Origin of the sequence: Bythopirellula sp., assembly GCF_041737835.1 — a bacterium.
GTDB lineage: Bacteria > Planctomycetota > Planctomycetia > Pirellulales > Lacipirellulaceae > Bythopirellula.
The window spans coordinates 364,321-387,224 of record NZ_JBGSQY010000040.1 but is presented as its reverse complement, the minus strand read 5'-3'; the positions used below and the strand labels follow the sequence as shown (position 1 = coordinate 387,224).

The following is a 22,904-nucleotide window of genomic DNA, read 5'->3' as shown; positions in this document are numbered from 1 at the left end:
GATGTAAGAGTTAAAGAGTGAAGTTTGCTAGGGAGATAGGGTCATAACGCTCCAGCGGTATTTATTTTTGACGAGACAACCGACTGCGCTTGCGATAGTTCCGCGGCGTCATTTGCATGAAATTCTTAAACGCCACAGAAAAGTAATCGGGATTGGCGAAGCCAGATCGACTGGTAATCTCGGAAAGAGAAAGGTCCGTTTCGCGTAATAGACGGCACGCTCGTTCCATACGAATGCGAATAATCTCCGCATGAGGGGTGCGTCGCACAAGTTTCTGAAAACGATGTTCCAGCATGCGACGTGAAAGCGGCACGGCTTTAAGAACGTCGGCTACTCCAATTCCTTTGCAGGCATTTTCTCGAATAAATCTCAGGGCGGTAACAATGTCATTATCGTCCAAGGCGTAAACGTCGCTCGATTGACGCTCCGCTATTCCCGACGGAGGAACCAAAATACATTCCTCTGATTTTTTTAAACTGTGCATCAATTGGTCCAGCAATTGTGCAGCTTCGTAACCCGTGCGGTGCGTGTCAGGTATGACACTCGAAAGTGGCGGGGTGCAGAGTCGGCACAGACGCGCGTCGTTATCAACGCCAATCACAGCCACTTGCTCTGGTACAGCGACATCGAGTTCGCGACAGACGTCTAATAGCTGTTGTCCCGCAAAGTCATAGCATGCCATGACCCCTATGGGTTTGGGAAGCTTTTGCACCCAGGCTTTGAGGCGTTTGCGTTCGGTCGTCCATGAATAGTCGATGTCGCTGCGACTTTTGCCGTCGAAGATAAAGCATTCACAGTCTGCTTCGGCGGCCGATGTTACGAAATGCTGTTGCCGCCACTGGGACCAGTTGAATTTCGGTTCGCCATAGAACGCAAGCTTTTCAAATCCACGCTCAATCAAATGCTGGGCTGCTAAACGAGCGATCTCGCGGTCATCGGTTTCGACCCAGGGAATGTTTTTAATTAAGCGTGCTGCGCTTACATCAACCATAGGGAGACGTGTTCGTCTCACCGCGGAAGCAATAGCTTCGGTTTCAATACGAGCGATGATGCCATCGCCCTTCCAATTCTTGACCCAGGTTGGCGGCTGCGCGCCACGCCCCTGCTCGCCGACGTAGATTGACCAGGGATCATGCTCGCGTTGATAGGCAATAATCCCGTCAAGCAATCCTCGCGCGTAAGCGTTGGAAGTTTCGATCAAAAGAGCTACAGACTTTCGGCCGTGCATGCGTCTGTCACCTCGTTGGAGGGCAAGTTGATGAGTATCGCAACCTTGATCATTAGACGAGCATGTAATAAATCACAGGTGTTATGCGCTTTTCTCCATACTACATTACTGACTCGTGGCTAAAATAAAAGAGTGAAATCATTTTAAAAGGCGGTATTTTCCGCTGCTTATGAAGTGCTGAGGAAACTCAGCGCCGCATCTTTTCTATTGCGCAGGAACAACGAAAGTGGTTAGAGAAACACAAGTGTTGAATGCCGCTCTTGTCGGACTCGGTTTTGGCGCCGAGTTCATTCCCATCTATCAGAAGCACCCGATGGTGAACATTGCGGCGGCCTGTCGCCGTAATGAAGCTGAGCTAAATAAGATTGGCGATGCCTTTGGTATCCCAAAGCGTTACACCAAGTTTGCCGATGTACTTGCCGATCCAGAGATCGACTTCGTGCACATTAATAGCCCTATTGGTGATCACGCGCGCATGAGCATTGCCGCTCTAGAAGCTGGCAAGCATGTCATGTGTACCGTTCCGATGGCGACGACGGTTGAAGAATGTGAGAAGATTTGTGACCTTGTCGCCGAGACGGGGCTAAAATACATGATGGCTGAAACGGTGGTTTATAGCCGCGAGTTTCTGTTTATCAAGGATATGTACGAACGAGGCGAGTTCGGAAAGGTTCAATACCTGCAGGCATCTCATCCTCAGGATATGGATGGTTGGCCTGAGTATTGGCAACGCATGATTCCCATGCACTACGCCACGCATGTTGTCAGCCCCGTCTTGGGGTTGATGAACAGTCGTGCCGAATGTGTTTCGTGTTTCGGTTCTGGAAGTGTACGCGACGATATCCGGCAAAAGAGCGGCAGCCCCTTTGCCGTCGAGTCGTGTCATATCAAACTCGCCGATAGCGATGTTTCTGCGCATATTTGGCGGTTTTTGTACGATACGGCACGGCAGTATCGCGAGAGTTTTGACGTTTATGGGTCCAAAAAATCGTTTGAGTGGACGCTCGTCGAAGGCGAATCACATATCCTGCATACGGCCAAGCGGCCTGAGCACGAAATCGCTGAGCGGATCGCGATTCCTGACTTTGCCCACCTTTTGCCGGAAGAAATCCAGCAGTTTACCCGGTCAATTGTCGACGCCGACCATTTATCCTTCCTGCAAGGTTCCGGCCACGGCGGCTCGCATCCCCATTTGGTAAACGAGTTTGTGCAGGCCTTGGTCGAAGATCGCGATCCTTGGCCGAATGCCGAGACTAGTGCCAACTGGACGTGTGTTGGTATTCTGGCTCATGAGTCGGCAATGTCGGGGGGTGAAATTCGCTGGTTACCCGATTTTACAAAAAGCTCGGCAACCCGCATGGACCCGCAAGAAGACGTTAAACGTACTCATCACAAGGCACGTCAAGTCGTGTCCGCCGGTCAAAACGGCGATTCATTGAGCTAATCGCACTCATCGCGTGCGTAAGGGAATTGAATTATGACCGCCAGGAATTTTCTGGTTGGCTGGGTGCTGGCCGTTTGTTTAAGTGCCACTGCATGCGCCGAAGACAAGCATTTCGTCCACTCGTTTGAACGACGACAGCTCAGCGATCAATTTACATGCGAAGGCGCTACAGCTGCCGATCTGAATCGAGATGGCCATCCTGACCTGATTGCCGGACCATATTGGTATGCAGGTCCAGAGTTTACGGAGCGCACCGAACTCTACGCTCCACAGGCTTTTTCCATTGACGGCTATTCAGACAACTTCTTTGCCTTCGCACATGACTTCAATAATGACGAATGGCTTGATGTACTTGTCATTGGTTTTCCGGGCAAGGAAGCTGTTTGGTACCAGAATCCACGCGGGAAGTCTGGCCACTGGCAGAAGCATTTGGCTTTCCCGACCGTTGATAATGAATCTCCCACATTCGGCGATATCAATGGCGATGGCAAACCAGAGATAATATGTCACACCAATGGCCAACTCGGATATGCGGAGTACGACGCCAACAAGCCGGCGCAACCATGGTCGTTTCATGCGATTTCGCCCGATCGTGGCTACGATCACTTCTATCATGGGCTAGGTATTGGCGACGTTAATAACGATGACCGGGTCGATCTGCTGGAGAAGCAAGGTTGGTGGGAACAGCCAGCGACTCTTACTAAGGGTGAGAGTTGGAAATTTCATCCGGTTCCGTTTGCTGACGCCGGTGGGGCGCAAATGTATGCCTATGACTTTGACGCCGATGGCGATAACGATGTTGTCACAAGCAAGGCTGCTCACGCCTATGGATTGTCCTGGTTCGAAAATGTTGCCACGAATTCCGAAGGGGAAATTGAGTTTCGTGAACATGTCATCATGGGCGAGCGGCCTGAAGATAATGAGTATGGAGTTGCTTTCTCACAACTTCATGCGTTGGCACTCGCCGATATGAATGGCGATGGTGTGCTGGACATTATCACCGGCAAGCGATTTTGGGCTCACAAGGACCAAGATCCGGGTTCTCTTGATCCCGCGGTGAACTATTGGTTCGAGACAGTTCGTGAAGGTGGAACAGTACGCTTTGTTCCTCATCTAATTAACAGATCGTCTGGTGTTGGAACGCAGGTCGTTGTTGCCGATCTCAACGGCGACCAATGGCTCGACTTGGTTGTCGGCAATAAGAAGGGAACTTTTGCATTACTACATCATGCTAAGCCAGTGGATCACGCTGCATGGCAAAAAGCCCAGCCTCGCCCTACGGCCGACGTCAAGTTGGTCGCTACTCAACGGCAAGGCAACAAAAAACAGCCAAAAGATGGCTATCTCGCGCAAGATGCAAACGGCAGAGTCATTAATCTCGACTTTGAAGCTGGTGACGCCCGCGATTGGACGGCCACGGGGACGGCTTTTGAAAAACAGCCTGTTTGGGGAGATACCGTTCATACGCGACGCGGTGACATGATTAGCGGCCACCGCGGCGATCGTTGGGTTGGCAGCTTCGAGATTGGTGGTGACGAACCTCAAGGAACTTTTACATCCGCGAATTTCATAGTTTCTCATCCCTTCGCAACGCTCTTGGTGGGTGGTGGTTCACAGAACTCAACTCGGGTGGAAATAGTGCGAGCGGATACTGATGAGATCATTTTTACAGCCAGCGGTCGAGATAACGAGCAGATGAATCCTGTGGTGGCTGATCTTAGCAACCATGTCGGTAAAGAAATCTTCTTGCGAATTGTCGATGAATCAAGCGTCCCTTGGGGGCACGTCAACTACGACCATTTTCGCTTTTGGGATACCAGGCCACAGATCTCAGTTCTCGAATCAAATGTATTGCAACTCGATGAATATCCGCACAGTGGTCTATCACCGGATGAATCCGTTGCCGAAATGATTTTGCCGGATGGATTTGTAGCAAAGGTATTCGCTGCGGAGCCAGACATTAAGCAGCCCATTGCCATGGCCCTCGACGACCGTGGGCGAGTTTGGGTGGCCGAGGCGTATGAATACCCAAATCGTGCTCCCGAAGGTGAAGGACAAGACCGCCTGCTGATCTTTGAGGATACAGATGGCGACGGGCGTTTTGATAAGCGGAATGTCTTCGCGGAAGGCTTGAATCTCGTCAGCGGTTTTGAAGTTGGATTCGGTGGGGTCTGGGTTGGTGCCGCGCCTTATTTACTTTTTATTCCCGACAAGGATGGCGATGATGTACCTGACGGTAAGCCTGAAATCCTGCTAGATGGCTGGGGATTTCAAGACACGCATGAAACTCTAAACACTTTCACTTGGGGGCCGGACGGTTGGCTCTATGGGTGCCACGGTGTATTCACACATTCTCTCGTTGGTAAGCCAGGAAGCTTGCCGAAAGATCGCGTGCCGCTCAACGCGGCGATTTGGCGGTATCATCCCACGCGACATAAGTTTGAAGTTTTTGCTAACGGGACGAGCAATCCCTGGGGAATCGATTTCAACGATCATGGGCAAGCGGTTGTCACAGCTTGTGTGATTCCTCATTTGTTTCACATCATCCAAGGGGGCCGCTACCATCGCCAAGCCGGTGAGCATTTCAATCGTTTCACTTATGACGATATCAAAACGATTGCAGATCACTTTCATTATCTCGGGGATACACCTCACTCGGGGAATGCGAAGTCCAATGAAGCCGGCGGAGGCCACGCGCACGCTGGTGCCATGTTTTACTTGGGAGGAGCTTGGCCCGAGAAATATCGAAATGCGATCGTGATGAACAACATTCACGGCCAACGTTTGAACACCGACATCGTCAAGCCTCACGGTTCTGGACTTGTGGGGAGCCATGGTCCCGATTTCCTGCTGACGCAAGATCGAGCTTCGCAGATGCTCAACTTTCGTTACGGTCCTGATGGGCAAGTTTATGTTATCGATTGGTACGACATGCAGGCCTGTCACGATGGCAATCGAGATTTGCATGATCGGAGTAATGGTCGCATTTATAAAATCGTTTATGGTGATTCAGAGCCTGTTGTAGTTGACCTCAAGTCGTGGAGTGATTTGGAGCTGGCCGAGGCCATGCTGAATAACAATAATTGGTATGTTCGCCATGCCCGTCGCATTCTTCAGGAACGTGTTGGTGATCGCGAGATCGATAACAAAGCTATAGAAAAACTCATCGAGATCGCCACAACGAATGAAGACGATACTCGCCGACTGCGAGCGATTTGGGCATTGCATGGGATCGGCAAGATTGACGCGGCCTTATCTCAGGAATTCTTAGGCGATGAAAGTCCTTATGTCCGTGGCTGGGCAATTCAGCTCGCGCTCGATGGCGGTTCTGCTCTCGATGATGATTCTGCCAGTCCAGAGTTTTTGACAAAGCTTGCAGAACTTGCTCATCACGATCCTTCGCCCGTGGTGCGGTTGTACCTTGCCTCCGCTCTTCAACGCCTTCCGCTTGAGAGTCGCTGGGAAATCCTTGCGGGATTGGCGAGCCATAGTGAAGACGCGGGAGATCAGAATTTATCGCTCATGGTGTGGTATGCGGCTGAGCCGCTGGCGGAGGCCGATCCAAGGCGTGCACTAGAATTCGGCCTTTCCTGCGGCAAGAACTTGCCAAAGGTTCGTGATTTTATGCTTCGACGTGTGGCAAGTTTGGATTCACCGGAAGTTTTAGCATCTTTAGTTGTTGCGTTGGGCAAATCAACACAGCTCGATGAGCAGTTGGCGGTTATCGCGGCGATGCGACAAGCCCTTGAAGGGCAGCGGCTTGTCAATTCGCCCGATGAGTGGTCGAGCGTTTATCAAGCATTAGTTAAGTCAACGGATGAAAGCCTGCGCACGCAGGCGACTGCTCTCGGGATCAAATTCGGTGATGTGAATGCTTTTGCTGCGTTTCGTGAGTTGATCGAATCGAAAGATTCGGACCTTAATAAACGCCGTGAAGCTCTTAAAGCCTTATTGGCTGCTAAAGATCCTGAGTTGGTAAAAACTTTGCAGAAGCTGCTTGCTGAGGCTTCAATGAGAGACGTCGCGCTCAATGGTTTAGCGCTCTACGATGATCCAGCAACACCACAAGCGGTTTTAGCGGCTTACCGAGACTACTCGCTCGGAGAAAAACAAAAGGCGATTTCCACGTTGTCTTCACGAGCAGAATATGCCGTCGCACTACTGCAAGCTATTCAAGAGGGCCAAATTCCTAAATCTGATCTGTCAGCGGATCTCGTTCGTCAATTGCACAATCTTGAAAATGAGAAAATTAGCAAACTGCTGACAGAGATTTGGGGACAAGTTCGCACGACCGCCGCCGACAAGCTAAAATTGATGGCTGACTACAGGAAATTACTTGCTTCAGCAAAAGCGACTCAGGCTGATTCCGAATTAGGGCGAGCAGTCTTCAACCGAACGTGCCAACAGTGTCATACCCTTTACGGCGCGGGCAACAATATAGGGCCAGATCTAACGGGTTCCAATCGAGCCGACGCCGAATATCTCTTGACCAATATCGTGGATCCCAGCTCCTTGATTTCCAAGGAGTATCAAACTTCAGTCCTCATCACTGATACCGGGCGCGTGATCACGGGTATCGTCATTGCCGAAAATGACAAATCGGTGACTATCCGCAGCACTGCAGAGACATTAATTGTCCCCAAGGAAGAAATTGAAGAGCGGATGCTTAGCGAATCTTCGATGATGCCGGAGAATCAACTCGCTCAATTCACTGAGGACGAGATTCTGGCGCTCTTCGCATACTTGCGAGGTAAAAAACAAGTTCCTCTGTTGGCCGCCGAGAACAATGCGGGCCTGATTTTTAATGGCCAAGATTTAACTGGCTGGCAAGGCGACGAAAAATTATGGTCGGTTGAAAATGGTGAAATCGTCGGTAGGAGTGAAGGTCTTGAGCAGAATTCGTTTTTGCTTAGCGACTTAAGTGCCAAGGATTTTCATTTGTCCGTTGAAGTGATGCTAAAGGACAACGCTGGCAACAGCGGGATACAGTTTCGCAGCCAACCGATTAAGGGGTTCACAAAAGTTGCCGGCTATCAGGCGGATATCGGTCATGATTGGTGGGGCAAGCTCTACGAGGAACATGGCCGTGAGTTGTTGTGGAAAGAATCTGGCGAGCAATTCGCGCTTCATGGACAGTGGAACAAGTACGAAATCCGTGCAGAAGGTGCACATATCCAAACCTGGATTAATGGCAACCTGTGCGTGGATTTAGAGGATCCCGAAGGTAAGCGACGCGGCATCTTTGCCTTGCAGCTACACTCAGGTGGTCCCACGGAAGTGCGATTCCGCAATTTCAAGCTCGAGATACTACCAGACACAACCCCACAGATCCCAGTGGCTCAATAGCAGTAAGTGGCAGAAGACACTTAAAGGGAAGAGTTGCTTACTTGTCGTAGGTCAAGCCATAGCCAAAAGGAAACAGTGGGTCATATTCATCGTCGCCGACATTAATTGGCTCTTGTGCGGCGGACTTAGGCCAAGTGAAGGAGAGCTTGCCCGTCGGTGAGTAGTCTCCCAGGAGCACGTCCACGATGCCGGCTCCTTCAGTTCCCGGCAACCAAGCAGCGACGAAGGCATCAGCTTGTCCAATGACATCACTGATATCCAATGGCCGGCCTGAATAAAGGACAACCACCGTTGGAATATTGCTCTCGCTGACTTTGGCAAGCATCGTCAGATCAGCTTTAGGAAGCTTCAAATCATCGTCGTCACCAGCCCCCTCGGCATAAGGGATTTCTCCAACCACCGCAAGAATTAGGTCGGCGCCTTCAGCACCACTGCCGTCGGTAGAAGATGTGACCTTAACATTATCGCCCAATTTTTCGCGTAAGGCGGCCAGCAATGTCGTTCCACCCGTGGTGACATCGCCTGCTTTGCCTTGCCAGTCAATCGTCCAACCACCGCATTGGATACCAATGTCGTCAGCAGCGACTCCCGCGACGTGAATATGCTTGAGGTTTTTAGAAAGCGGTAAGGTTTTTTCGTCGTTTTTCAGTAAAACGAGTGACTCGCGGACCGCTTGCCGCGCAACTTTGCGATGGGCCTCCGAACCGAACTGTTCTTGTAATGCTTTATCCGCTGTGAGCGTCACACCTGGGTCTAACAATCCCATCGCAGCTTTTACTTGAAGAATACGCAGAACGGCATCATCGATTCGTTCCAGAGGCACTTCTCCTTCGTTGACCAATTCGGTCAGTAAGGTGATAAATTCACGATATTTTCCTGGTACCATGAACATATCCATGCCCGCATTCACGGAGGTCTTGATCGCTTCCTTGTAGTCTTTCGAGATTTGATCGATGGCGTTGTAATCCGAAATGAGAAACCCTTCGAAGCCCACTTCGTCTTTCAAGATATCCGTGAGCAGCTCTTTGCTCGCCGAGCATTTCACGCCATTCCAGCTGCTGTACGAAGGCATGATCGTCCCGGCGCCTGCTTCGATCGCCGGTAGATAGGGTGCAAGATGGATTTCTCTTAACGTGATTTCATCGATATCAACATTACCCTGATCGAGACGTAGTCGCTTTTCATCTCCGAAGCCCTCCCAATCGGCTAGTCGTATTTCGGCCTTTGTTCCTCCATCGGCAACGAAATGCTTGGCGCAGGCAAGTACTCGCGTCGGGTCGCTCAGGTTGTGGCCTTGTAAACCCAATACAGCCGCCTCACCCAACCTGCCAGAAAGTTCGGGATCTTCAGAGAAGCCTTCATAGGTGCGGCCCCAGCGAATATCACGCGGCACGGCGACACAGGGTGCAAAATTCCAATTGATTGTGCTCGCCCGAATTTCGTCGGCAGTGATACGATTTACTTCGCGCACGAGATCAGCATTCCGCGTGCAACCCAAGCCAATGTTATGCGGGAAGATGACTGCATCTAACAAATTACTGTGGCCATGCACGGCATCGATGCCGTAAAGGAGTGGGATCTTGAGTGGCGTTTTGAGTGCGGCGGCCTGACAATCTTCAACGGCCGCTGTCCAAGAGGCGAGGTCGTTGCCCGCCTTGGGGTCGGAACTACCGCCACTTAGGATCGAGCCCAGGAAGAGTTCCGTGATCTCATCGTAACCCTTGAGATGACCTAACTCGGCCTGAGTCATTTGCCCAATCTTCTCGGCGAGCGACATCCTTGCCAGAAACATCCTGGCCTGCTCTTGATGAGCAGAAAAGTTTTTTAATTCTGTCCCGGTTTCAGCGAAAACCAAGGAAGGTGTTTGTATTAATGTTGTGGCAAGGAGCAAAAACGCAATAAATCGCATATTGGAAATGGGTCAAGGTTGAGAGGAAAATTGGGGATAAGGAAGAGTCACCATTTTGCCTATCTCAACAACAAAAATCCAGGGCAAGCACAGGGCTTAAACCGGTTTTCAGGTCATCACACGAAATATCAGCCAAATATCTAGCCTTTCACTTCTGCTTTGAACTATTACCAATGCACGGTGCCGTCTCATTCTTGCAGAGTAATCCATTGGAAGCGTTTTTCCGTACTTTGACTAGCTTTGTAGAACAATCGATCCCGCATCCTCGTGTAGAGACGTGAGCGCGTGTTGTCTGCTATTGAAGCGTTGTAAGTCATAATTGGGCTTGTCGTTCCAGGCAACCCAGAATCCGTCAGAGTCGATCGTCAAATGCATGTACGATCCCGTTGGCAGAGCAACTATTTCCGTCTGCTCCATCATATGCCGAGCACTCTTGTAGCCGAGATCGTGAGCCAACTCTTCCTTGGCTGCCGTTGGCAGTGACTCCCGTGCATATTGATCTGCCTCAATTGCTTGCTTGGCAATTTCAGCTGACCCTGAAACTCTTATCAAGTGCATGGGTTCTTCGCTCTCTGCTTTAGCGCTGTGCTCATGTTCACCCCACCAGTACGCAGCATTTTTTTCAGCTGGGAACTCATTAATTAATTGATCGGTATACGAGTTTTTCATAATTCGCCTCTTCGTTCTTAAATGTTCGAGGATCACTTTTTTGGAAATTCTGTCCTGCGTTTTCCAAACGCATCTGCCGTGCCAAGCAATCATTCCGCTGTAATCTGGACGCAACTAGAAAAATGTTAATTCTTAATGGCATGCGCCTTGCTGATTTACTATCTAGGAACAAATTCTCTTTTATTAATGCAACATTTCCTTAGCTTAGGCTTCATTACTATGTGTAGAGTCATCTTGTTAACGTTGCTGTTCACACTCCTGCCAATTAGACCGTTTAGCCCCCAATCTATTGCTCAGCCAGCTGCCGAGGAGCAGGATGCCTCTGAAGAGATTGAAGTTCCAAAGATCGAACTGCGTGGCGTAATGATAATGCGGGTTTCCGAGCGTTACCTCGAAGAGCTTTTCGCGCGCGACATCAATAAACGCACTCCTGTAACACGAGTTGTTCTCGGCACCCATGCCACTGGAACCGCCCATACAAAAGGGCGGGCCGACGTTGATACTAAGGCCGATCAAGATAATGCTTCGTTTAACGTGAAAATCTCTGGTTCCACGGATTCCCGCACTGTAGGTCGCAACGGACCAGCGATTATCCATTCCCGATCAATCACGACTTGGACTGCCAAGAAGATTGTCCGATTTGATGGCGAGGAATTTGTCACCACCCCCGGTACGATTGAAAGTAGTACCAAGATCATCCCTTTGGGCGCAGATTCTTCGTTGCCTGGGTTACGAGGACGGCTTGTGAGCCGAATTGCCACGCGGCGTGCGATTGAGTGCAATGCGACGGCAGAGCGAATCAGCGGCGAGCATACCGACAAACAGGTATTGGCCGACGTTAATCGAATCGTCGATCAACAGATTGCAAAACTCAACAAGCGTATCGATAATCGCCCGTTAATGTCGGTGATTTTGCCAAAATTGAACGACGCCGGTGTTCAGTTTTCAACGAGCTCGAATTGCATCAACGTCAGTTTTGCTGGTGGCGATGCATCGCCACTTGCGAAGGTTTGCCCAGTAGAAGGCATCGATCCGAGTGATACCGAGCTCTGGTTTCAAACCGCACTCATTGCCAGACCTGATGGGACTATTCCAGAGGCAATCGATAATGCGGGGGCATGGCTAGCTGAACAATTGCCGGATGTTGGTATTCCCGGTGTTGATTTAACCGGTGAAGACGGGGTTCTACCCGTCAATGTTCAGGTCATCGATGGTTGGGTGCTTATTCGCTCACAAAACCCTGATGCACAAGCAGCTGTTCAAGCGGACACAGAGGAAATTCCAGAAGCAAAGAATTGATTTAAAAAGGGGGCATTGATAGCATGCCCCGCTTTAACTGTGTTGTCGAAACGAAGTTTCAACATTCCTCAGGACCGTGCGAATCGCAGGCTTCTCCGTCTGCGGCCTTGTAGCGCACGTCACCAGCGGAACCACAATTTTCACAAGGTGGCAATTGCTCTTCGGGACCCAACAACTGAGCCACATAAGAATTGCATTTGCAGCAGCGATAACAGCCATTGCCTGGCTGTTCTCCAATAGCAAATTCTGAAGTCGCAAGCATGATCGTATCCTTCGATAAGATGGTGTTAAGAAACGTTCTCAGAGAAGATAAGTACGCTGTAGGGGGCGATGTTTACTGCACCGCTGGCGGGGAGGCCGTCGTAAGGAGCCGCTTCGGCTTGAACATCATGAGAGTTGAAGTTTTCGAAATTTTCACTATAGAATTTGGCATCACTGTTAAATCGAAGTTGCCAATGTCCCTCACGCACAAAGCCGATGCGATAGTCTTCCCATGCCTTATTGGAGAAATTGGCGACAATGATTGTATCGTCGCCCTGTCCTCCGTCTTTCCAGCGTCGGAATGCAATAAGTTTGTCACTATCATTTAGGTGATGGCATTCAATTTTTTGGCCCGTCAGTCCAGAAGTGAAACCCTTTTTATTCAGCCGTAAGCGAATTAGGTCGCGGTACAGGCGAACGATTCCTTCGCAGTCTTTCTCTTCACTCCAGTCGATCCCGCGCGAGTCATCAAACCAACCGCTACGGAGAAATTCTTGGCCTTGAAAGATCATCGGAATTCCCGGGGCCGTGAAGACCATGCAGGCCGCAAGCGTAGACCGTTTCTGTGCGTACCAACCTTTAGGATCTTTGGGATCGATTTCCGATGGGACACGAGCTTTTCCGTTGGCAACTTCGTCGTGCGATTCGCTGTAGATAACTCGCTCGAATGCGGAATAGTTGTAGCGATGGCACAGTGCATCACGGACCGCGAACATTGATCGATATTGGTCTTCCGTTTGTTGCACAACGTTGCGAATCGGATGCACGAAGCCAGCGTCCCATTGACTGGAAAAACCTGCCCCGCCCCAGTCGGCGGGTTTGGTCATCCAGTCGTTGTTTTGCAAGTCCTCAGCGATCGTGATTTTGTGCGGATATTTGAAATGGGTCTCGCGGTTAACCCACTGCGCCAACGACCAACCCTCTGGTAGCTCGCGTGCGCCGTCTACGGATCGCATGAAGAGCGTCATATCATAACGCAAACCGTCCATGTGATAATCTTCGAGCCACATCATGGCGTTATCGTGGATATAGCTACGCACTTCCGCGCGGCCGTAATCGGGGCGCGAATCTCCCCAAGGAGTGCTTGATTTCCAGTCGTTGTAGAAGTAGATACCCCCTTTGCCGTCTTGACTCCAACCATCAAATTGCCAGATATCGAGATCGCTCGGTCCGAAATGGTTGTAAACGACGTCCAAAATGACCGCGATGCCATGTTGATGGGCGCGTTTGACAAGTTCCTTCAAGCCACAGGGACCGCCATAAGCACTCTCGACCGCGTAGATATGGGCAGGATTGTAACCCCAAGAGAGATCCCCAGCAAACTCTGCCGTGGGCATGAGTTGAATGCAATTGACGCCCAAGCGCCGCAAGTAATCCAGCTTATGAGCTACTTGTTCAAAGGTGCCGGGTACATTAGGTCGGGAGCGATTGAATGTTCCGACGTGCATTTCATAGATAATGAGTTCGTTGAAAGCGGCAATCGTAAAATCGTCACTTTCCCAATCGAATTCAGGATCATGCACAACCGAGTTGCCGATCGAATTTGTCACCTCACGGCTGTAGGGGTCAATGCGACTGAGTTTTTGGTCACCATTGATAATGACGTAACGATACTCGTCGCCAATCTTTGCTTCAGGAACATTGATATACCAATGTCCGTTAGCCTCAGCTTCGAGGACATTGGCAGTCTCCTTCCATTCATTGAAAGTGCCAATCACGCTGACGCTCTCAGCGTGTGGAGCCCAAACTCTAAATGCAACACCCTCCTCGTGAAGTATGCATCCCATTCCTTCAACTTTCACGGTCTGAATTTCCTTCGTGGTCTGGCGATTGTTCGGCTCACAAACGGTTGACATTTCGCGTGCCTTTCATTTGGACTTAAGCTAACTGGACGAAGTGGAGAATCTATATACAAATATTGCATTTATTATGCCGACGTTAATATCAACCTGTTTCATGGGATATACCTGGTGATTTACTGAAGTACTGGAACATGATCTCAAAGAAGGTCATCTTTAAACCAATAGTTGGTTTCACGACGACCAGAAACTCTGCAACTTCGAGAAAAAGCCACTGTTTGCTCTCGAATATCTGACGGCATGGCATTTTCATAACAATATGAGTTATGGATAAAAACACACTTGTTATTTGGAATCCGAATGCAGGGTCAATCGAGCAAGCTGTGGCGATTCGCCAAAAATTCATCGATCATCCTGAAGTGACGATTTATGAGCCCACTTCCGCCACCGATGCTCAAGCAAAAGTGAGAATCGCCTGCGAGCAAGGAACCAAGTTGATTATCGCTGCTGGTGGTGATGGCACGGTGAATTCGGTGATCAATGGATTAAGCACAGCGCCGAATGATGTCACTCTCGGCGTCTTACCCCTTGGCACGGCCAACGATTGGTGTGCGTCACTGGCGATTTCGAACGACCCAGAATTAGCCTGGGAAACGCTGCAAAATCGCCGTGTTCAAGCTGTTGACGTGGTTGAACTGGAGACAGAATCGCTGACGACTCGCTTTGCAAACATTGCTACCGGGGGTAATAGCCATCGTGTGACTGAAGCAATCACCGCGGAGATGAAGCAACGCTGGGGAGCACTCTGTTACATCAGGGGGGCAGTGAGTATTCTCAACGATCTGAAGAGCTTTGATACGACGATAAGCATCGACGGTGCCGAGCCGCAGGACTACTCTGTGTGGAATCTCCTTGTCGCCAATGGGAAAACATCCGCTGGTCGCGTGGAAGTCGCTCCCCAGGCGCGGTTAAACGACGGTTTGCTGGACTTGGTAATCATCCAGTCGGGCACAATGATTGACCTTGCAGACTTGTCAGCTCGGTATTTGTTCGACGACTATATTGATTCCAATCAGGTCATTTACCGACAGGCCCGACATATTGCGTTGAAATCACAACCCCCTGTTAAATTCTCTTTGGATGGTGACATTGTCGATGAGCAACCGATTTCATTCCGCTGCTTGCCGGCAGCGTTGAATGTCATCGTGGGCGAGGAATTCCAGAACGGTTAAATTCTCATGCAGAAATTTATTGCTGCCGTCGTGCGCGAACCAGTGATACTGATTCTTTTGATCTTAAGTGCGGGAGGCGTGTGGACCTTTATTGAACTTGCGGATGCCGTGAACGAAGGAGATTCGCGTGAAATCGATGAATGGATCGTTTTGTCATTGCGTGATCCCATCGATAAATCAGACCCGATTGGTCCCCGCTGGTTCGAGGAAGTGATGCGGGATATTACGGCCTTGGGTGGGTATGCAATTCTTACCCCACTCACAATATCCGTCGCGATTTACGAATGGATTCGCAACCGACGTCAAACGGCCATGCTTATCATTGTGGCAACGGTGGGTGGCATTCTGCTAAGCACGGTGTTGAAATCAGCCTTCGACCGACCACGACCAGATATTGTGCCGCACGGATCATATGTGTTGACCAAAAGTTTCCCCAGTGGACACGCCATGATGGCCGCAACGACATATCTCACCTTGGGCGCTATCATGGCCCAAGCGGAGAAACTGCGCAGCTTGAAGATGTTTTTTCTAACTCTTGGCGTGTTGCTCACCGTACTCGTTGGCTTAAGCCGTGTGTACTTGGGCGTTCATTGGCCAACCGACGTTTTGGCGGGTTGGGCCGCAGGTGCCACCTGGGCATTACTTTGTTGGTCAGCAGCCCGTGCGATCGATAATTGGGTCGATTACCGCGGACAAAGCATTAGACCAACTGACTAAGTATTAGCCCACCGCATGTACCAATTCGTCATCCCACATCGGTTCTGAGGGATAAGAGTGCGATTCCAGTTCACTCCGCAAAATGCGAATGCCCCGGGGAGCTTCAATCCCAATGGACACAGCTTTGCCACGAATTTTCAGCACGCGGACAACAATGTCCAATTCGGGCAGCAAAATTTCATCACCTTCCTTGCGAGACAAAACTAACATTTTGCAGTTCTCCAAAAAGAGCGGTTTCCCCCTAAGTATGGCTCGGCATTGTGCAAATAGTGCGCCATTGAGATAACTGCCAATTTTTCACCCGCTACTTTTGTCTAATTTGTCTCATTTACCTGTTCCTCCAATAGCTTGTCTTTGTGCCATCCAACTGCATGGTGCCTAAGCTCCCAAAATGCTGTGTCAGAAATCATTATTTCTGATTGGTGTTCCAGTTATGAATTGCTTGTAATAGCAGAGTGCGATCAACAGGTTTTACTAGGTGCAAATCAAAGCCTGCGTCGTGAGCCGCATTTTTGTCCTGTGGCTGTCCGTATCCAGTCACTGCTATCAGAAGGCATCTGCCAAATTTGGCGTCAGAGCGTAGCTGGCGTGCGACTTCGTAACCATCGATCCCGGGTAAGCCAATATCGCAAACCACAACGTCAGGCTGATATTGATGAGCTGTTTGCACTCCACTTGGCCCATCAAAAGCGGTGTGAACGCGATGCCCTTCTTTTTCCAGAAACTTGATGATTGGGTAAGAAGCATCCCTGCGATCATCAATCACCAGTACTGACAATGTGCCAACAGAGGAATCGAAATTTTCATCGGGGCTAGGTGACTTCTGAGCGGGAAGTGTAGCTTCGAGCGGCAGCTCAACTTGAAAGGTGCTTCCCTGATTCAATCCGGCACTTGTAGCTTGGACTCGACCCTCATGAAGTTCAACAAGCCCTTTGACGATCGCTAGCCCCAGACCGAGCCCTCCCCTGCCTCTTTCCAACGAAATGTCAGCTTGAACGAAGGGGTGGAAGATGCTGTTGAGCGTTGTTGGGGACATGCCAATACCGGTATCCACAACTTTTATGACACCGTTGTTTGCGGACTTATCAACGACAACCTCTATTCCGCCCCCCGGCTCGGTGAATTTGCCAGCATTGTGAATTAGATTGGTAAAGACTTGGCGTAAGCGTTCCCGGTCTCCGTTGATTGGTAACGGTTCACTTTCAATCGACAGCGTTATAGTCAGGCCTTTCTCATCCATTTCGCGGCGACAGTCAAAAATCACTTCGCGAATTAACAGCGTGAGATCAAAGGTGCTTTTGTCGAGCGTCACTTTGCCACGAACTATGCGTGAAACGTCGAGCAAATCGTCGATTAAGCGTTGCATAAACCGAGATTGCCGCCCGATGATTCTTTGCGCTTCAATTTGATCTTCTGCATCATGTGTGGGCGACTCAAGGATTTCGATGCCTCCTAAAATGCCAGCGAGCGGATTACGAAGCTCGTGTCCTAGCGTGGCCAGGAATTGATCTTTACGTTGATCAGCCTCGAGCAAAGCATTCTCGAGCTCTCGTAGTTCCGAAATATCCGTGTTGGTTCCAAACCAGCGGACAATTTTGCCGTCCGAGTTGTGAATCGGCCGGGCACGCGAAAGGAACCAGCGATATTGTCCATCTTGGCCACGCAGAGGGAACGTATCCTCCCAGAATTCGCCCGTTACCAGAGCTTGCTTGAATTTTTCGGTGACTCGATCGACATGGTCAGGATGATGGATGGTTTGCCATCCCCAGCCTTTCATGTCCGCGAGTGTCGTTCCCGTATACTCTAACCATTGACGGTTGTACCAGAAGATATAACCTGTCTCATCGGTCATCCAGGCGAGCTGCGAAATATTGTCGGCCAGACTACGGAAGTTTTCCTCGCTCTCACGCACATTGGCTTCGGCCTCTACGCGCGAGGTAATATTTTCATGGGATATAATTGCCCTCGGGCCGTCACCAGACTCGAACCGATTCACCCGCATCAAAAACCAGCGTGAGGCATCCGGACTGTGGCATGGATACTCCATTTCAAAATAAGAGGTTTTCTTTGCAAGGACATCCCGGATGGCTTGTGCGGCGATAGCTCCATCTTGGCAACCTTCGCCATGGCCGTAGCTTTCGCAAGCCTGTAAGTAATTTGTGCCTACACCATAGTCAGCATCAATAGTTTGATTCTGCTTCGCAAACTGTTGCCAGGCATCATTGACCAACAGGATCGTGCCTGCCTTGTCGACCACAGCAATGTGAGCCGGTAACGCATCTAAGGATTCCACAAGAAACTGCCGCGATTCCTGAAGTTCTGTTTCGGCACGCCGACGTTCAGCGACGTCTCGGAAGACCACCACAACTCCCAAGATTTCGCCCTCTACGAGGATCGGAGCGCCGCTATCGTCAATCGGATGTCTCTGGCCATCCTTCGCAACAAGAATAGTGTGGTTCGCAAGACCAACGATGACTCCTTCACGAAGCACCTTGTCAACAGGACTTTCTACAAGTTCGCTGGAAGTCTCGTTAATAATATGGAATACGTGGTTAGCGAGTTGGCCAGCTGCTTCCTCTTGGGTCCACCCGGTCAGTTGTTGCGCAACGCTGTTTAGGAAGGTAACACGCCCTTCGGCATCAGTCGTCATGACTGCATCACCGATACTTGTGAGTGTTACTTCCAGCAACTTGCGATTCTCAGCCAGCAATTGGATCCGTTCAGCAAGTTCGGCTTTCGCTTTCTTTTCCTGAGTTATGTCGCGTAGGTAGGCCGTAAATCGAGGCAAGCCATCGCCTTGAATTCGCGTGATCGCCAGTTCGACGGGGAATTCAGTTCCATCAGCTCGTAATGCGGTTAGTTCCAATCTTTTGTTCAGAATCGACGATTGGCCTGTTTCAAGATGGCGAATCATACCCTGCTTATGGCGATCTCGAAGACTGGGCGGGACAATCAGGTCGCCGAGTTCTTTTCCCATTGCTACATCACGTGAATAGCCAAAGATTTGCTCGGCGGCCGGATTGAATTCGATGACGCGGCCTTCATGGTCGCAGGTGATCATGGCGTCCAAAGCCGTATTGAGAATAGCGCTTTTAAGGGCTTCACTTTCTCGCAACGCCTTTTCCGACTGGCGATCTTCGGAAACGTCACGAAAGACCAGCACGGCTCCATGAATTTCTCCGCTTAAACCGCGTATGGGAGAGGCGCTGTCGGCAATCGCGCACCGTCTGCCATCTTTGGCAATCAATTCCGTGTGATTAGCTAAGCCAACGATCGTGCCCTGCTCAAGCGCCCGTAGGGCCGGATTATCAACGACTTCCCCTGTGGTTTCGTTGACGATATTAAAAACGGTGGTCAAATCTTGGCCGGCCGCGTCTTCTTGCGTCCAGCCCGTCAATTCCACGGCAATCGGATTGAGCATCGTCACACGTCCCTGCGGATCGGTGGCAATGACGCCATCGCCGATGCTTGTAAGGGTGATTTCGAGTTGCTCCCGCTCACGGTGAATAATTTCGGCCGCTCGATCACGATCGCTCATACTGCGAGAGACAAAATAAAACAGCATGCCGATGGCAAGAACTCCCAACAGCGAGGAAATAGCACCGCTAGTGACTGCTGTCCGGTAGCTATTGCGACTTTCCTGGGACCGACGGAACAGCAGAGCATGTTCTGCTTCCAGCATCTCGCTAATCTGCATCCGCAGCAGATCCATTTGTTCTTTACCGCGATCTCCCTTGAGATCCTCTTGCGCAGCTTCAAATCCCTCTAAATTGCGCTTGTCGAGCACATCCTTCAAAATTGCGAGACGACCATGGAGCGAAGTGTTGATGTCGGCAACACGCTTTTGTTGCCGCTCATTGTCCGACGTCAGCTTTTCTAGATCCTCCATTCGGTCATGGATCACGGACAAAGCTGACTGGTAGGGTTCAAGATAGCTTTCCTTGCCAGTAATAATAAATCCGCGTTGGCCGGTCTCAGCATCAACCGCCGAGGCCAGTAGGCTATCCAAGGCGGCGATCACTTCGTGGGTGTGAGCCACCCACTTAGAATCTTCATACAGCTGTTGCGTGTTCAAATAACTCACGACGGCACTGACAAGTAACAAAACGACAATCAGTCCAAAGGCCGCAAATAGCCGATTGTCCAAGGGGAGTCGATGCCGCTGCAAGTCACGTAATCCTTCTGCGAATGAAAAAAAAATGAATGACTGAACGAAATCAATCCAGTGTGATTTTATCGAAGTTATTTCTGAGCGATTACAAACCAACCCTATCAATTAGTAACAGTATGTTCACTATGGGTTTGCCGTAGCAAGTGGCTCAGTTTGGGATTTGCCGTAAAAGGCACAACTGATCGTCTAGAAGCAGGGTTTTGCTGCTCCATCATACTGCGGGATGGTTTGTAAACGTCCAATAGCGGACTCATTCGCTTTTGATTCATAACAATTCTTAGTTGAGTTCCTTAGTGTTTACTAAGGAGCGATGATCGGCATAGCCTTTGCAACTCAAGAAGTCCATCGCTTTCCAGAGAATGTCTGGGGAGAAACACTTCGGACGTTAGTCGCTCTGACGCCGATCTACTCGAATATGGCCTTTCAAGGCCGCAATAAGGAGAAAAAAGATGTCTGTCACAAAACTGTTTGGCGCACTTGCGATTGTGTTCGCCTGTGTTGGGCTTAGCCAGGCCCAAGAAGTACAAACCATTGACCCGAGTTTACAGAAACCAGCAGACCAGCAGCATTCGGCGAACTATCGTGGCGATGTTAACTCGGCTGCCAGCAAGATTCATCGCGCGAGTGAAGTCCTAGGTCTTAATGTCATGTCTCCGAACAATGAAGACACGATTGGCGAAGTTGATGATCTAGTTCTCGATGCCGAGAACGGAACTATTCGCTATGCGGCAGTCTCTGTCGGCGGTTTCCTGGGCATTGGCGATAAGATGGTTGCTGTACCCTGGAAGGCTTTTGAATGCCGCAAGGACGAAGATGGCAATTCTTACCTTTCGTTAAACACAACCAAGGAAAAGCTCGAAAAAGCCCCTGGTTTTGATCAAGACCACTGGCCAGATTTTGGCAATGAGAAGTGGTCGACAGACAACGACCGTCATTATGGCGTGAGTGTCAACGTCAATACCAATCGATAATGAGTGAGTAATTGCTCACTCGCCGATGCCGTTCCACGGGGCAAGCCGTGGGGCGGCTATTTTTTTCAATTTTTTACGAGGGAGAATAACAATGAACTGGGATCAAATTCAAGGCAATTGGAAACAGATGAAGGGTAAAGCCAAGCAGCAATGGGGAAAGCTCACCGACGTCGATCTGGATCGCGTTGAAGGCAAGCGCGAAGAGCTTGCCGGCCGTATTCAAGAGCGTTATGGCTACGCAAAGGAAAAGGTTGATCAAGAAATGGAGCAGTTCGCTAAAAGCTGCAATTGCTGATCGGATAATGGTAACCACGAGCGGCGGTATTGCTCAATGTCCGTGAAACGTATGAGTTTCACAACATCTGTAATACGGCCGCTTTTTTTGTATAATTCGCTTGTTCAATTAATAACATTTCACGTAAGAGTCGATTCGGTATATGCGTACTTTTTCCTGCCAGTGTGGTATCCGCTTGTTCTTTGAGAACACTCAATGTTTAGCGTGCGGCCGCGATGTGGGGTGGTGCGAAGCTTGCGGTCAGATTGCTTCTTTTTTGAATGATAACGATCACTTTGTATGTGATAACTGTGGCCAAGTCGCACAGAAGTGCCATAACTTTAGCGTTGAGCAAGTTTGCAATCGGTTTGTCGCGGCTGACCCCGAGCTCTCCCAAGATGCACTTTGCACTTCGTGCGTGCTAACGGAAACAATTCCTGATCTCGCCATTGAAATCAATCGCGTTAAGTGGCGTCGGTTGGAACAAGCCAAGCGGCGACTTCTCTACCAACTGGATTTGCTTAATCTTCCCTATGGCGGTGTCGTGCCAGCACTAAGTTTTGACTTCAAAGGCAACGTTCTCGCCGACAATTGCGTCTATCGTAAAGGAGAAGAAACAGAGTACGTCTATACAGGACATGCTGACGGAAAAATTACGATCAATATCGACGAGGCCGACGATGTCAAGCGGGAGCAACTTCGTGTTGATATGAACGAAGCCCAGCGCACTTTAATCGGCCATTTTCGGCACGAAGTCGGGCACTACTATTGGCAATTGCTTGTGCAAGACACAGATGAAGAAGCTTTCATGGCCATATTTGGAGACCATAATAATCCTGACTACGGAACGGCACTCACCCAATATTATGCCAAAGGTCCACGTCCTGACTGGGCCCTAAATTACGTCAGCGCTTATTCGACGGCACACCCTTGGGAGGATTTTGCCGAAACATTCGCACTTTATCTTGATATACGCTCCGTGCTTGATACGGCTCAACATCTTAAATTGCCCTTGCCAGCTATGAAGATGAACGATGAATGCACGAAATACATTACCGCCTATCAAAAGCTGGGCATCATCGTGAACGAGATTAATCGATGTTTAGGAATCTTTGATCTTGTGCCCGAGATTATTGCCGATCCGGTCGTCAAGAAACTTACTTACATTCATCAACTCATCCTCAATCCCGTGATCGATGAATCTAGAAAGTTGACCAATATTCCCGAGATAGAACCTCTTTCAGAAGCACTTACGGCGTCACAGGACTCGTAACTGGCGTTTCAGTGGGCGTAGTCGTGACAGGTTCCGTATCTCTGGAGTGGGGTTCTAATTCGGCGGAAGCGGTGCTTGGAGCAACCGGTTGCTCTTGGACTGTATTGTCGTCATTCGAAATGGCACGAGCCCCGGACTTGATCACCTCTTCCGTCTTTTCCAAGGCATCTTCGGTGTCACGCCGGATCTCATCCGTTTCAATTGTGATGCTTGTTTTGCCTGGGACACTTCCGAAGGTTAACCAGCCGGCGAATCCCATAAGCAACACAATTAAAGCAAGAACAATGATAGCTCTCATGTTAAATACCTTA

At 49.9% G+C, this 22,904-nt stretch carries 16 protein-coding genes; 8 read left to right on the top strand and 8 right to left on the bottom strand.

Annotated features, from left to right (window positions below):
• Positions 1-61: 61 nt before the first annotated feature.
• Positions 62-1,228: a XylR family transcriptional regulator gene (locus tag AC6T8Q_RS13235; protein WP_500679521.1), complete on the bottom strand. Its 1,167-nt coding sequence runs from the start codon at positions 1,226-1,228 to the stop codon at positions 62-64.
• Positions 1,229-1,472: 244 nt separating this feature from the next.
• On the opposite strand from AC6T8Q_RS13235, the gene AC6T8Q_RS13230 reads away from it, so the two are divergent.
• Together AC6T8Q_RS13230 and AC6T8Q_RS13225 are read left to right on the top strand one after the other, a co-directional pair.
• A complete protein-coding gene (locus AC6T8Q_RS13230; protein WP_500679520.1) occupies positions 1,473-2,672 on the top strand; it encodes a Gfo/Idh/MocA family protein in 1,200 nt (399 codons plus the stop codon).
• Positions 2,673-2,705: 33 nt separating this feature from the next.
• Complete coding sequence (locus tag AC6T8Q_RS13225) at positions 2,706-8,018, top strand: PVC-type heme-binding CxxCH protein (protein ID WP_500679519.1); 5,313 nt, start codon at positions 2,706-2,708, stop codon at positions 8,016-8,018.
• A gap of 37 nt (positions 8,019-8,055) precedes the next feature.
• Here the strand turns inward: AC6T8Q_RS13225 and AC6T8Q_RS13220 are convergent, their stop codons facing one another.
• Positions 8,056-9,810, bottom strand: a complete 1,755-nt coding sequence (locus AC6T8Q_RS13220; RefSeq protein ID WP_500679518.1) for a glycoside hydrolase family 3 protein — start codon at positions 9,808-9,810, stop codon at positions 8,056-8,058.
• A gap of 351 nt (positions 9,811-10,161) precedes the next feature.
• On the bottom strand, positions 10,162-10,596 hold the full coding sequence (locus tag AC6T8Q_RS13215; protein ID WP_500679517.1) for a hypothetical protein: 435 nt from the start codon (positions 10,594-10,596) through the stop codon (positions 10,162-10,164).
• A 147-nt stretch (positions 10,597-10,743) separates the two neighbouring features.
• Here AC6T8Q_RS13215 and AC6T8Q_RS13210 point away from each other — a divergent pair, with 147 nt between their 5' ends.
• A complete protein-coding gene (locus tag AC6T8Q_RS13210) occupies positions 10,744-11,895 on the top strand; it encodes a hypothetical protein (protein ID WP_500679516.1) in 1,152 nt (383 codons plus the stop codon).
• Between the two features lie 58 nt (positions 11,896-11,953).
• On the opposite strand, the gene AC6T8Q_RS13205 is transcribed toward AC6T8Q_RS13210, so the two are convergent.
• Together AC6T8Q_RS13205 and AC6T8Q_RS13200 are read right to left on the bottom strand one after the other, a co-directional pair.
• Positions 11,954-12,157, bottom strand: a complete 204-nt coding sequence (locus tag AC6T8Q_RS13205) for a hypothetical protein (RefSeq protein ID WP_500679515.1) — start codon at positions 12,155-12,157, stop codon at positions 11,954-11,956.
• A gap of 25 nt (positions 12,158-12,182) precedes the next feature.
• On the bottom strand, positions 12,183-14,012 hold the full coding sequence (locus tag AC6T8Q_RS13200; RefSeq protein ID WP_500679514.1) for an alpha-amylase family glycosyl hydrolase: 1,830 nt from the start codon (positions 14,010-14,012) through the stop codon (positions 12,183-12,185).
• Positions 14,013-14,281: 269 nt separating this feature from the next.
• Here AC6T8Q_RS13200 and AC6T8Q_RS13195 point away from each other — a divergent pair, with 269 nt between their 5' ends.
• The gene (locus tag AC6T8Q_RS13195; protein ID WP_500679513.1) at positions 14,282-15,187 is read left to right on the top strand and encodes a diacylglycerol/lipid kinase family protein; all 906 of its coding nucleotides are present in this window, start codon (positions 14,282-14,284) and stop codon (positions 15,185-15,187) included.
• 6 nt (positions 15,188-15,193) lie between these two features.
• The gene (locus AC6T8Q_RS13190; RefSeq protein WP_496922784.1) at positions 15,194-15,904 is read left to right on the top strand and encodes a phosphatase PAP2 family protein; all 711 of its coding nucleotides are present in this window, start codon (positions 15,194-15,196) and stop codon (positions 15,902-15,904) included.
• A 3-nt stretch (positions 15,905-15,907) separates the two neighbouring features.
• On the opposite strand, the gene AC6T8Q_RS13185 is transcribed toward AC6T8Q_RS13190, so the two are convergent.
• Complete coding sequence (locus AC6T8Q_RS13185; protein WP_496922785.1) at positions 15,908-16,114, bottom strand: carbon storage regulator; 207 nt, start codon at positions 16,112-16,114, stop codon at positions 15,908-15,910.
• A gap of 199 nt (positions 16,115-16,313) precedes the next feature.
• Entirely contained in the window at positions 16,314-20,072 is a 3,759-nt protein-coding gene (locus AC6T8Q_RS13180) for a PAS domain S-box protein (protein ID WP_500679512.1), read from the bottom strand.
• Positions 20,073-20,524: 452 nt separating this feature from the next.
• Here AC6T8Q_RS13180 and AC6T8Q_RS13175 point away from each other — a divergent pair, with 452 nt between their 5' ends.
• The 3 genes from AC6T8Q_RS13175 to AC6T8Q_RS13165 all read left to right on the top strand — a co-directional run bounded on the left by AC6T8Q_RS13175 (position 20,525) and on the right by AC6T8Q_RS13165 (position 22,593).
• Positions 20,525-21,046 (top strand): PRC-barrel domain-containing protein, encoded by a 522-nt coding sequence (locus tag AC6T8Q_RS13175; RefSeq protein ID WP_500679511.1) that lies wholly within the window; start codon positions 20,525-20,527, stop codon positions 21,044-21,046.
• Positions 21,047-21,137: 91 nt separating this feature from the next.
• Positions 21,138-21,341 carry a CsbD family protein gene (locus AC6T8Q_RS13170; RefSeq protein WP_500679510.1) on the top strand — a complete coding sequence of 68 codons (204 nt, stop codon included), beginning with the start codon at positions 21,138-21,140 and terminating at the stop codon, positions 21,339-21,341.
• Positions 21,342-21,483: 142 nt separating this feature from the next.
• The gene (locus AC6T8Q_RS13165) at positions 21,484-22,593 is read left to right on the top strand and encodes a zinc-binding metallopeptidase family protein (RefSeq protein WP_500679509.1); all 1,110 of its coding nucleotides are present in this window, start codon (positions 21,484-21,486) and stop codon (positions 22,591-22,593) included.
• On the opposite strand, the gene AC6T8Q_RS13160 is transcribed toward AC6T8Q_RS13165, so the two are convergent.
• Positions 22,571-22,891 (bottom strand): hypothetical protein, encoded by a 321-nt coding sequence (locus tag AC6T8Q_RS13160; protein WP_500679508.1) that lies wholly within the window; start codon positions 22,889-22,891, stop codon positions 22,571-22,573. The genes AC6T8Q_RS13165 and AC6T8Q_RS13160 overlap by 23 nt on opposite strands.
• Between the last annotated feature and the right edge of the window lie 13 nt (positions 22,892-22,904).

What these genes read in the sequence shown, in the direction of transcription:
- AC6T8Q_RS13165 (WP_500679509.1), top strand. Translation starts at nt 21,484, where the DNA reads ATGCGTACTTTTTCCTGCCAGTGTGGTATCCGCTTGTTCTTTGAGAAC.
- AC6T8Q_RS13235 (WP_500679521.1), bottom strand. Translation starts at nt 1,228, where the DNA reads ATGCACGGCCGAAAGTCTGTAGCTCTTTTGATCGAAACTTCCAACGCT.
- AC6T8Q_RS13170 (WP_500679510.1), top strand. Translation starts at nt 21,138, where the DNA reads ATGAACTGGGATCAAATTCAAGGCAATTGGAAACAGATGAAGGGTAAA.
- AC6T8Q_RS13195 (WP_500679513.1), top strand. Translation starts at nt 14,282, where the DNA reads ATGGATAAAAACACACTTGTTATTTGGAATCCGAATGCAGGGTCAATC.
- AC6T8Q_RS13160 (WP_500679508.1), bottom strand. Translation starts at nt 22,891, where the DNA reads ATGAGAGCTATCATTGTTCTTGCTTTAATTGTGTTGCTTATGGGATTC.
- AC6T8Q_RS13200 (WP_500679514.1), bottom strand. Translation starts at nt 14,012, where the DNA reads ATGTCAACCGTTTGTGAGCCGAACAATCGCCAGACCACGAAGGAAATT.
- AC6T8Q_RS13225 (WP_500679519.1), top strand. Translation starts at nt 2,706, where the DNA reads ATGACCGCCAGGAATTTTCTGGTTGGCTGGGTGCTGGCCGTTTGTTTA.
- AC6T8Q_RS13205 (WP_500679515.1), bottom strand. Translation starts at nt 12,157, where the DNA reads ATGCTTGCGACTTCAGAATTTGCTATTGGAGAACAGCCAGGCAATGGC.
- AC6T8Q_RS13220 (WP_500679518.1), bottom strand. Translation starts at nt 9,810, where the DNA reads ATGTTTCTGGCAAGGATGTCGCTCGCCGAGAAGATTGGGCAAATGACT.
- AC6T8Q_RS13175 (WP_500679511.1), top strand. Translation starts at nt 20,525, where the DNA reads ATGTCTGTCACAAAACTGTTTGGCGCACTTGCGATTGTGTTCGCCTGT.
- AC6T8Q_RS13190 (WP_496922784.1), top strand. Translation starts at nt 15,194, where the DNA reads ATGCAGAAATTTATTGCTGCCGTCGTGCGCGAACCAGTGATACTGATT.
- AC6T8Q_RS13215 (WP_500679517.1), bottom strand. Translation starts at nt 10,596, where the DNA reads ATGAAAAACTCGTATACCGATCAATTAATTAATGAGTTCCCAGCTGAA.
- AC6T8Q_RS13185 (WP_496922785.1), bottom strand. Translation starts at nt 16,114, where the DNA reads ATGTTAGTTTTGTCTCGCAAGGAAGGTGATGAAATTTTGCTGCCCGAA.